The organism is Stieleria sp., assembly GCF_041595215.1.
In the GTDB taxonomy this organism is placed as follows: domain Bacteria; phylum Planctomycetota; class Planctomycetia; order Pirellulales; family Pirellulaceae; genus Stieleria; species Stieleria magnilauensis.
On the sequence record NZ_JBFHKV010000234.1, the window covers coordinates 1 to 9,206 of the forward strand.

General features: G+C 59.9%; 7 protein-coding genes. 4 read left to right on the forward strand and 3 right to left on the reverse strand.

The genetic code is table 11. The annotated features are described in order from the left end of the window. Positions 1-445 precede the first annotated feature (445 nt). Positions 446-763 (reverse strand): hypothetical protein, encoded by a 318-nt coding sequence (locus ABX749_RS11390; RefSeq protein ID WP_372896088.1) that lies wholly within the window; start codon positions 761-763, stop codon positions 446-448. A gap of 386 nt (positions 764-1,149) precedes the next feature. Between ABX749_RS11390 and ABX749_RS11395 the strand changes: the two genes are divergently transcribed. Next, the gene (locus tag ABX749_RS11395; RefSeq protein ID WP_372896089.1) at positions 1,150-1,959 is read left to right on the forward strand and encodes an ATP-binding cassette domain-containing protein; all 810 of its coding nucleotides are present in this window, start codon (positions 1,150-1,152) and stop codon (positions 1,957-1,959) included. Further along, complete coding sequence (locus ABX749_RS11400; protein WP_372896090.1) at positions 1,956-4,226, forward strand: ABC transporter permease subunit/CPBP intramembrane protease; 2,271 nt, start codon at positions 1,956-1,958, stop codon at positions 4,224-4,226. Before ABX749_RS11395 ends, ABX749_RS11400 begins: the two co-directional genes overlap by 4 nt. Before the next feature lie 2 nt (positions 4,227-4,228). Here the strand turns inward: ABX749_RS11400 and ABX749_RS11405 are convergent, their stop codons facing one another. Next, positions 4,229-5,047: a sugar phosphate isomerase/epimerase family protein gene (locus ABX749_RS11405; RefSeq protein WP_145219350.1), complete on the reverse strand. Its 819-nt coding sequence runs from the start codon at positions 5,045-5,047 to the stop codon at positions 4,229-4,231. Between the two features lie 99 nt (positions 5,048-5,146). Beyond that, positions 5,147-6,082, reverse strand: coding sequence for an aldo/keto reductase (locus ABX749_RS11410; protein ID WP_145219352.1), 936 nt, complete (start codon positions 6,080-6,082; stop codon positions 5,147-5,149). Positions 6,083-6,397: 315 nt separating this feature from the next. Between ABX749_RS11410 and ABX749_RS11415 the strand changes: the two genes are divergently transcribed. Together ABX749_RS11415 and ABX749_RS11420 are read left to right on the forward strand one after the other, a co-directional pair. Continuing rightward, complete coding sequence (locus ABX749_RS11415; protein WP_372896091.1) at positions 6,398-7,624, forward strand: HD domain-containing phosphohydrolase; 1,227 nt, start codon at positions 6,398-6,400, stop codon at positions 7,622-7,624. Between the two features lie 243 nt (positions 7,625-7,867). After that, the gene (locus ABX749_RS11420; protein ID WP_372896092.1) at positions 7,868-8,980 is read left to right on the forward strand and encodes a Gfo/Idh/MocA family protein; all 1,113 of its coding nucleotides are present in this window, start codon (positions 7,868-7,870) and stop codon (positions 8,978-8,980) included. Positions 8,981-9,206: the final 226 nt, after the last annotated feature.

The window sequence follows — 9,206 nt, forward strand, 5'->3', positions numbered from 1 at the left end:
TCGTCGGCGTTGACCGCCGCAGTGCCGAAGCACGTTGCCAGCGCCAGCGCGAGCGAGAATCGCCGCGAGCGCGCACCATGAGTCTTTTTCATCGCTTCGTTGTCGTCCGTGAACAGTCGCGACGAGCGTGAGGTACCGATCCATCAGTACCTGATTAGCCACTCGTCCTAAGTTGATGGGAGCAGGCTCGGGATACGCCTCTCTCCCAGTTCAGCCATCGTCGCGGGCGGCATAAAACGATTCGTCGGTGTACATAGTTTTGCCGCTAACACAGATCCCCCACGCTGACGACGCGTTCGACCGTTGTTTGCCGATCAATTCGCAACACCGTCACCATCGATACGCCTTGACTCGATTCGCCGTCCCGTTCCCCCGAATCGTTGCAGCTTTCCTGCCATTGGCCCGACCATGAAGATCGCGTGAAGCACAGATGAAGAACCGGTGATCACGACGCGATCAGCGCGAGGTAGCGAATCAATCGATCCGGTGACTCAGAATCCGTGTTGTCCAACGCAATCGTCAGCAATTCGCCTGCCGCCTTCCGCCGCTGCGGCTCGCCGACGGCCGCGGCATCAAGCCGGCGGATCATCTCTTCACAGACCGCTTGGGTGTAAGCGGATCGCGAGGTGGATCCGTTTTTGATCGCCCGCAGCGCCCCGACCACCGCGGAGTCGTTGAGCGCGGCCTCTCGTTCAGCGACGCTGAGCACGGCTTCGATCAGCAGTTGGGGGACATCGACACCGTCCGTCGGACGTCGATTCACGTCGCTTGGGGCGGTCGGCCGGTCGTGACCGCGACCGGCCAAATTTCGGCGGCGACGGCGGCGATCAGCGGCCTTGAGATTGGATCGTAACTTCGGTGATTTCGGCATGGAACGGCGCCGCCGGCGACGACAGGAAGAAGCTGCAGGTTCATCAGTAGTAATAGGTAACGCGTCAAGTGCGAGTGTAATCCGTCGACCGGTCAGAAGAAAACTCGCGCGTCTGTCGCAGACGCCCCCCCATAAGCGTTGCCGTTTCTGTCGGTTGTGCCGCGGAGGATGAGTCGATCCCATCGTGGTGCCGCGGGATTTGAAACACACGGACCATTCAATGAGCTAGCTTCGAGAAGCCATTTCAGACAGACCGCACCTTGGGCCCGCTTTTTCGCATGATCCACGTTCAACATCTGACCAAGACGTATGAGGATCTCCAGCGTGGCCGGTTCGTGGCCGTTGACGGCATCTCGTTTTCGGTGCAAAAGGGCGAGATTTTTGGTTTGCTGGGGCCGAACGGGGCGGGCAAAACCACGGTGCTGCGGATCTTGAGCACGGTGCTCGAACCGACCGAAGGCATCGCCACCGTCGCCGGGTATGACGTGGTTCGCGATTCGGCCGAAGTCCGGCGGCACATCGGGTTCGTCAGCAACAACACGGCCATCTACGACCGCATGACCGCCTGGGAGATGGTGGAGTATTTCGGGCGACTTCACGGGATGAAGTCCACCACATTAAAAAAACGTTTGGAAGACCTGTTTGATCAATTGCGAATGAACGACTTTCGCGATGTCCCCGGCGGCAAGATGTCCACCGGGATGAAGCAAAAGGTTTCGATCGCACGGGCGATGATTCACGACCCGCCTGTGCTGGTGTTTGACGAAGCGACGTTGGGCTTGGATGTGCTGGTCGCCCGCAATCTGCTGGGCGTGATTCGATCGCTGCGTGAATCCGGCAAGTGCCTGATCTTCTCGACGCACATCATGAGTGAAGTGGAACGGTTGTGCGATCGGATTGCGATCATGTATTGCGGCAAGATTCTCGACAGCGGCACCCTCGAAGAACTTCGAGACCGCCATCGCGAAGATGACTTTGAAGAGCTGTTCTTTGGGTTGCTCAGCCAACACGAACAAGAGATGCGCGTCGGCGGACGAATCGGTCATGCGTCGGCGGCCAACCATGGGGTGGGAGAACAACTGGTATGAGCGATTCGTCCCGAGCGATTCGACGACAAGCTGAACTGGCAGGCAAGCCTCGCGCGTCCGCGGTCTGGCTGATCTACATGCGCGAGATGCGGGACCAGCTGCGCGACCGCCGAACGCTGTTCACCATCGCCGTGCTGCCCATCATGCTGTATCCGCTGGTGGGCATGCTGCTGTTGCAGATCGCCCAGTTCACCCGCCAAAACCCGACCTCGGTCTGCGTCATCGGCACCGAGAACATCGAAGGGGCACCGCCTCTGTTCGAGGGCGAAACGTTTGCCCCCGAATTGATCGAGCAACCTGATTCGCTGGAACTTCTGACCTATCGCTGGGACGAACTGTCGGCCGATCGACCGGTGCGTGACAAAGCCAACAAGTGGGTCAAGACCGGTGCGTTTGATTTGGTCGTGTTGATCCCGCCCGCCTTCAAAGACAACGAACTGATGGGCGACCTGGTCGGGACAGACTCGAAGTCGACCTCGGCAGAGGAGAACCGCGACTCGGACATCGAACTGTTGTTCAACGTGGGCAGCGACCAGTCCGTCGTCGCCAGACAACGTGTCGCCGGCGTGCTGGCGTCCTGGCGAGGCGAATGGATCAAAGAGCGTTTGTCCGGCGTCGGCATCGATGCCGAAATGCTACTGCCCTTTGAGTGGTCCGACACCGACATCGCTCCCGAGCGGACGCGTGAAGCGGCGTTCTGGAGCAAGCTGCTGCCGTTCATCATGCTCGTCTGGGCGATGACGGGAGCGTTCTATCCCGCCGTCGACCTGGTGGCCGGAGAGAAAGAACGGGGAACGCTGGAAACGCTGCTGTGCAGCCCCGCGCTGCGCAGCGAAATCGTCTGGGGAAAACTGGGCGCGGTCGCTTCGTTCAGCATGTTGACCGCCCTGCTCAACGCCGGAAGCATGCTGCTGACCAGCTCACTGGTCTTTCAACACATGGGTGTCGGCGGTGCCGGCGCCGCATTGGGCTCACCGCCACTGGTGCCGATGCTTTGGTTGTTCGTCGCGCTCGTACCGCTGTCGTGCCTGTTCAGCGCGCTTGCCCTCGCGGTCGCGGCGATGGCCCAGAGCAGCAAAGAGGGCCAGTACTATTTGATGCCGCTGATGATGGTGACGTTGCCATTGGTGATGTTGCCGATGCTGCCCGGGACGACGTTAAATATCGGCACCAGCCTGATTCCCGTCTCGGGGATGTTCTTGCTGGTCCGCGCCTTGGTCGAAGGCCAGTATGGGACCGCATTGTTTTATGTTCCGATGGTGGCAACGGTCACCGGTACCTGTCTGTGGCTGGCCGCCCGCTGGGCCCGACGCCAATTCGAAGACGAAGCGGTGTTGTTCGGCGGCGGCGAACAATGGGAACTGGGGATGTGGGTGCGGCACCTGTGGCGAGATCGACAAATCGCGGCCACCCCCGCGCAGGCCTACGCCTGTGGGGCGATCGTGCTGGTAACCTTGTTCTTTGCCCGGTTAACGATTTCGGAAATGCCGAAGGACTTTGCCGGCATCGCGAAACTGGTGGTGATGCCCCAGGTTCTGATCGTGTTCCCGGCGTTGATCATGGCGACGATGCTGACGACCTCCGTCCGCCAGAGTTTGCGACTGCGGATGCCGCACTGGACCACACTACCGCTGGCGGCCTTGTTCGGCATCACGCTGCACCCGAGCTACGTGATGCTGTCCAAGATGATCAACCACGTCTATCCGGTCAGCGAGCAAGCGGCCGCGGCGATGAAACCCTTCGCCGAACAGATCGCATCGGCTCCCTGGGCGGCCGTCGTGCTGCTGATGGCGTTGGTGCCGGCGGTTTGCGAAGAACTCGCGTTTCGAGGATTCATCTTCGGCGGACTGGTTCGCGAAAAAGGCAAACTCCGCGCGGTGGTGTTGACCGCCGTCATGTTCGGCATCTCACACGGCGTGCTGCAACAATCGATCGCCGCGTCCGTGATGGGCGTCGCACTCGGCTGGATCACGCTGCGAACCGGAAGCATCCTCCCCTGCATCCTGATCCACTTCACCAACAATGCGTTATCGGTTTCACTGGGCCGCATCGCGGACAGCGGCTGGTCGGGCGCAACGGTCTTTTTATCTCAGACCGAACTGGGTCCTTCGTACCAGCCGTTCTGGACGCTGATCAGCATGGGAATCGCAGTGACCTGCCTGCTGTACTTCGGAACGGTTTCGCCGGCGACCGATGAGAGCGAATCCGAATTGGTCGGTTCGCACCACGACTATGTCGACCCCACGGCGTCACTCGCCTCGGCCTAGCATCAGTCGGTCTGGGTCCAATAACGAAACGCCCGCATGGTTTGACGGGCGGCTTCGTGGGGATCGGGCCACGGAAACGCTTCGGCGCACAAGTAGCCTTGGTAGTCGATCGCCCGCAACGCCTCGATGATGCGTCCGTACTGCATGTGACCACATCCGACCGGCCGGCGGTTGCTGTCGACGAAGTGAATGTGGCCGACGAGGTCACCGCCGTGGGTCAAGGCATCGGCGATGTCGGTCTCTTCGATACCCATATGAAACAGGTCGCACAGCAATCGCACATTGGAGGTCGACAGCGATTGCAGCAGTTCGACGCCTTGGGCGACGGTGCAGCACTGATTGGTCTCGTAGCGATTCAGCGGCTCATAGATCAACGGCACGCCGTACTGGCTGGCATGCTCCCCGCCGTCTTCGAGCGCCTCGGCGAGGTACGCCCGGGCGGTTGGCGAATCGACCTCGGCGTCACTGCGACCCTGCATCGACCCGATGATCGCCATCGCGCCGAATCCGCCGGCCGCATCGATGATGGTGCGAACAAACGCGCGGGCGTCGGATCGTTTCTTCGCATCGGCATCGGCCAACTGCAGCCGATGTTTCACCCAACCGGCACCGGTACCGAGTGCGGCCAGTCGAACGCCGGCGCCGTCGAGCAGATTGCCGAGCGAATCCAAGTTCAACGATTCCACCGAGGGGGCAAAGATTTCGACGGCGTCGTAACCGAGTTCGCCGGCAAACGCGATCGATTTTTCAAGTCCGTCCCAAAGGACGAACGGCCCACCGCGAGCTTCTTCGACCAACGAAATGGTAATGCAAGATTTCATGTGACAGGGGGGTAGGGGGATTGGGAGAGACAGGGAGACAAGGAGACAAGGAGCGGAACGAACTCAGGACTTAGGACTTGAAACTTGAAACCCGAAACCTCACTTGTCGTTGTTTTCGGGACGTCCCTCGACGTAGACCCAATTGTGAATCGGTTTGAGGATCTCTTTGACTTCGGCGACCAGGGTTTCGTCCAGGGGTTCGTCGAGCCAATCGCACCAACCGGCGACGCGATCGGGGTTGGCCGATCCGACGACGCAACTGGCGAAGGATTCGTTGGCGGCGGAATACTGCAGCGCCAACTTTGCGATATCCGATCCCCGCTCGCGGCAATGGGTGGCGGCCGCCTTGGCGACCTCACGCACCTGATCGGTGGCCTTGTGCCACGACGGCAAGGGGGCGTCGGTCAGCAGCCGCGCCGAAAACGGAGCCGCGTTGATCAGCCCGACCCCGGCGTCGCGACAGGGCTCGACCAAGCTCAGTGCCATGTCGTTCTGCAGCGTGTAGTGGTTGTAGGTCAAAATGACATCCAGCTCGCTGCGCCGAATCATCTCGTGGAAGATTTTCATCGGGTATCCGCTGACGCCGACAAATCGAACCTTGCCCTTTTCCACCTCTTTTTTCAGGGCGGGGATGGTTTCATTGACGATTTGATCCAGGTCCACGAATTCGATGTCGTGACAAAACACCATGTCCAGATGGTCCAGCTGCATTCGTTCGAGCGAAATATCGATGCTTTCGGCGACACGGCGGGCTGAAAAGTCGAAGTGTTTGGGAGCGAAACGGCCCAGTTTGGTGCTCAGATAAAAGGAATCACGCGGCAGTTGCGGCAGCACGCGTCCGAGCATGATTTCGCTCATTCCGCGTCCATAATAGGCCGCGGTGTCGATGTAGTTCATGCCACGATCCAGCGCGACGTTCACACATCGCAGCGCCTCCGACACATCAATCGGGCGGAACTCGGCTCCGATCGATGAGGCTCCGAATCCGAGCACGGACAGTTCCAAACCGGTATTTCCAAGTGGGCGTTTTTGCATCCTGAATGTCTCCTTTTTGGTGCGATCGCTTGAGCGATGAACCTACCACACAATGGCCTCCGCTGGACACCACCGCCCACGCCTGGCGGATCGATGCACCGACGTGCGACAGGAGGTTTCGGACGCTGATTGTGGACGATCGGTCTTCCCGTCGACGGAGCCGGCAAACCCCATCAAAGGGTCAGAACCCGCACAGCCGATTCGACCGGATTGAGGAAAACGGCCAAACCCCGACGAAGCGATTGATAGGATTCGCTGGCCACCACACGCGAACCAAGAGTTCCGCAGATTCTTTCTTTCGTTAGGCGGAGTGCCATGAGTTCCAACGTTTCCTCGATCAATCATCCATCGTCCAGCCAGGGGATCCCGGTCCCGGCGGTCAACGCCCCCTTGGTCCTCGACTCGCAGGTTCGCGTCGAACGCCGTCAGGATGTCCCGCCGGGCAAGATCATGATCGTCGATGACGAGATCGCCAACGTGCTGATCGCCAAGAAAATCCTGTCCCAGGCCGGGCACAGCGATTTTGAAACCACCACCGACTCGACGGTCGCGATGAATATGATTCACACGCGCGAACCCGACGTCGTGTTGTTGGACATCAACATGCCGCACGTCGACGGGATTTCGATCTTGTCGCAGATCCGCAGTGTCGAAAAATTCAAACGTCTGCCCGTGCTGATCTTGACCGCGAACACTCACAGCGAAGTCAAATTGCGCTGCCTGGAACTCGGCGCGACGGACTTTTTGATCAAGCCGATCGACCCGATGGAACTTGCACCGCGGGTTCGCAATGCGCTGCAGAGCAAGATGTACCATGACCAGTTGTTCTATCATGCCGCGGAACTGGAAAAGATCGTGTTGCGACGCACGAAGGAACTGGAAAAATCGCGCCGTGAAGTGATCTACTCTTTGGCCCGTGCCGCCGAGCTGCGTGACAACGACACCGGAAACCACGTCATTCGCGTGGGCCGTTACGCGGGCGTGATCGCCCGAAACCTCGGTCTGCCGGAACGCTTCGTCGACGATCTCGAACTGGCCGCCCAACTTCATGACGTCGGCAAGATCGCGATCCCCGACGCCATCTTGCTCAAGCCCGGCAAACTGGAACCGGAGGAGTACGAGATCATCAAGGGGCACGTCAAACACGGACGCCAGATCATCAAGCCCTTCGCCGCCCACGACGCCGCGACGATGCGCAGCCATGTGCAAACCGGTTCGGAAATCCTCTCCGACGGGACCTCGCTGATGCGATTGGCGGCCAGCATCGCGCAAACCCACCACGAGAAAGTGGACGGAACGGGCTACCCGATCGGGCTGGCCGGTGATGACATCCCGATCGAAGGCCGGATCACCGCGGTGGCAGACGTCTTTGACGCCCTGTCCTCCGAACGGCCCTACAAGAAAGCGATGCCGCGCGAAAAATGCTTCTCGATTCTCGAGGAAGGCCGCGGAACCCACTTCGATTCCGACGTGCTGGACGCGTTTTTCGCCGGCGCGGCCGACATCGTTCGCATCCAGGTCGAATTCGCCGACTACGCCTGATCGCATCTACGCCTGATCGCATCAGGCCCAATCACATCCGGGCTCGGCTGCTCGTGCGGCGGTCCGCGTGAGATCGGTTATCGATTCAGTGAGATCTCTTCCCAATCCAGGCGTGTCGGCGGCGCGCCCGTCGTGTTCCATGTTATCCTCTTGGACTTCGTTCCAAGCTGCTGAATTCTCCGCTCGTAGAATCGCAGCGGATGGAATCACAGCAGTGGACACGTTTAGAGAACATCAGCAGCGATGACAAATGCGCAGTGTCGTTGGGGAATCCTCAGCTCGGCTAATATTGCAAGGAAGAACTGGAAAGCCATCCGATTGAGCGGCAACGGCGTCGTCCGGGGCGTGTCCAGTCGATCGGTCGAACGAGCCCATCAATTCATCGCCGATTGTCAACACGAAGCCCCCTTTGACGTGGTGCCCGAGGCGTTTGATGGACACCAGGCGCTGTTGGACTGCGCCGAAATCGACGCCGTCTACGTCCCCATGCCGACCGGCAGCCGAAAGGAATGGGTGATTGCCGCCGCCGAAGCCAAAAAACACGTGCTGATCGAAAAACCGGTCGCCATCAACGCCGCCGACGCACAAGCGATGCGCGACGCCTGCAACGCCAACGGCGTTCAATTGATGGACGGGGTGATGTTCGACCACGGCAAGCGGATCGACGCCGTCAGCGAACAGGTCCGATCGGCGGCACTGGGCCAGCTCCGCCGCATCCAAACCCACTTTTCCTTCGCCGGCGATTCGGAATTCCAATCCGCCAACATTCGCACCGACAGCATTTTGGAACCCCACGGATGTCTGGGCGACCTGGGCTGGTATTGCATTCGATTCATCCTGTGGGCGAGCGGCTTCCGCGATCCCCTGGAAGTCTCCGGACGTACCCTGACCCGTTTGTCACGTGACGGATCCGACGATTGGGTCCCGGGCGAATTCGTCGGCGAACTGGTTTTCGATGACGGGCTGACGGCGGGTTTCTTTTGCTCGTTCTGCACCGCCAACCAGCAACTGGCGACCCTCTCGGGTGACTCCGGCTACCTGACGATCGATGACTTCGTGTTGCCGCTGTACGACTCCAAAACCGAATACCAAATCCATCGCCACGAGTTGCAGATCGACAATTGCCAGTGGAATTTCCGTCGTCGCAGCGACACGTTCCAGTGCGATGAATACCACAGCGGTGAATCCAACGCGCAAGAAGTCGAGATGATGCGGACGTTCAACGAGATCGCCCGTTCCGGCAATCTCGATCGCGGCTTGGCCGACCGCGCGGTCCAAACCCAGCGCATTCTCGATGCCTGTCGGCGGAGCGATTCGTTGGACGGAAAACGGATCCCGCTCAGCGATCCCAACTGATACCCACGACGATCCCGCCTAACATCTCGCAACCCAGCGCAGCCCCACCTGCCCCTCGCTACGGGTCCGCCCCCTCTCTCGCTTCGGCACGGTCCATTGACGATTGCAACCTTTCTGTTCTTTACCGCCCTGGTCGCGTTTGCCACGTGGTGGGTCACCCGCGGCGGTGGCGAATCGACGGACGAGAGCTACTTTTTGGCAGGCCGATCGCTGACCGGTGTCTTCA

Excerpts from the sequence above, each read along its gene's own strand:
- ABX749_RS11400 (WP_372896090.1), top strand. The coding sequence starts at position 1,956 with ATGAGCGATTCGTCCCGAGCGATTCGACGACAAGCTGAACTGGCAGGC.
- ABX749_RS11415 (WP_372896091.1), top strand. The coding sequence starts at position 6,398 with ATGAGTTCCAACGTTTCCTCGATCAATCATCCATCGTCCAGCCAGGGG.
- ABX749_RS11405 (WP_145219350.1), bottom strand. The coding sequence starts at position 5,047 with ATGAAATCTTGCATTACCATTTCGTTGGTCGAAGAAGCTCGCGGTGGG.
- ABX749_RS11420 (WP_372896092.1), top strand. The coding sequence starts at position 7,868 with ATGACAAATGCGCAGTGTCGTTGGGGAATCCTCAGCTCGGCTAATATT.
- ABX749_RS11410 (WP_145219352.1), bottom strand. The coding sequence starts at position 6,082 with ATGCAAAAACGCCCACTTGGAAATACCGGTTTGGAACTGTCCGTGCTC.
- ABX749_RS11395 (WP_372896089.1), top strand. The coding sequence starts at position 1,150 with ATGATCCACGTTCAACATCTGACCAAGACGTATGAGGATCTCCAGCGT.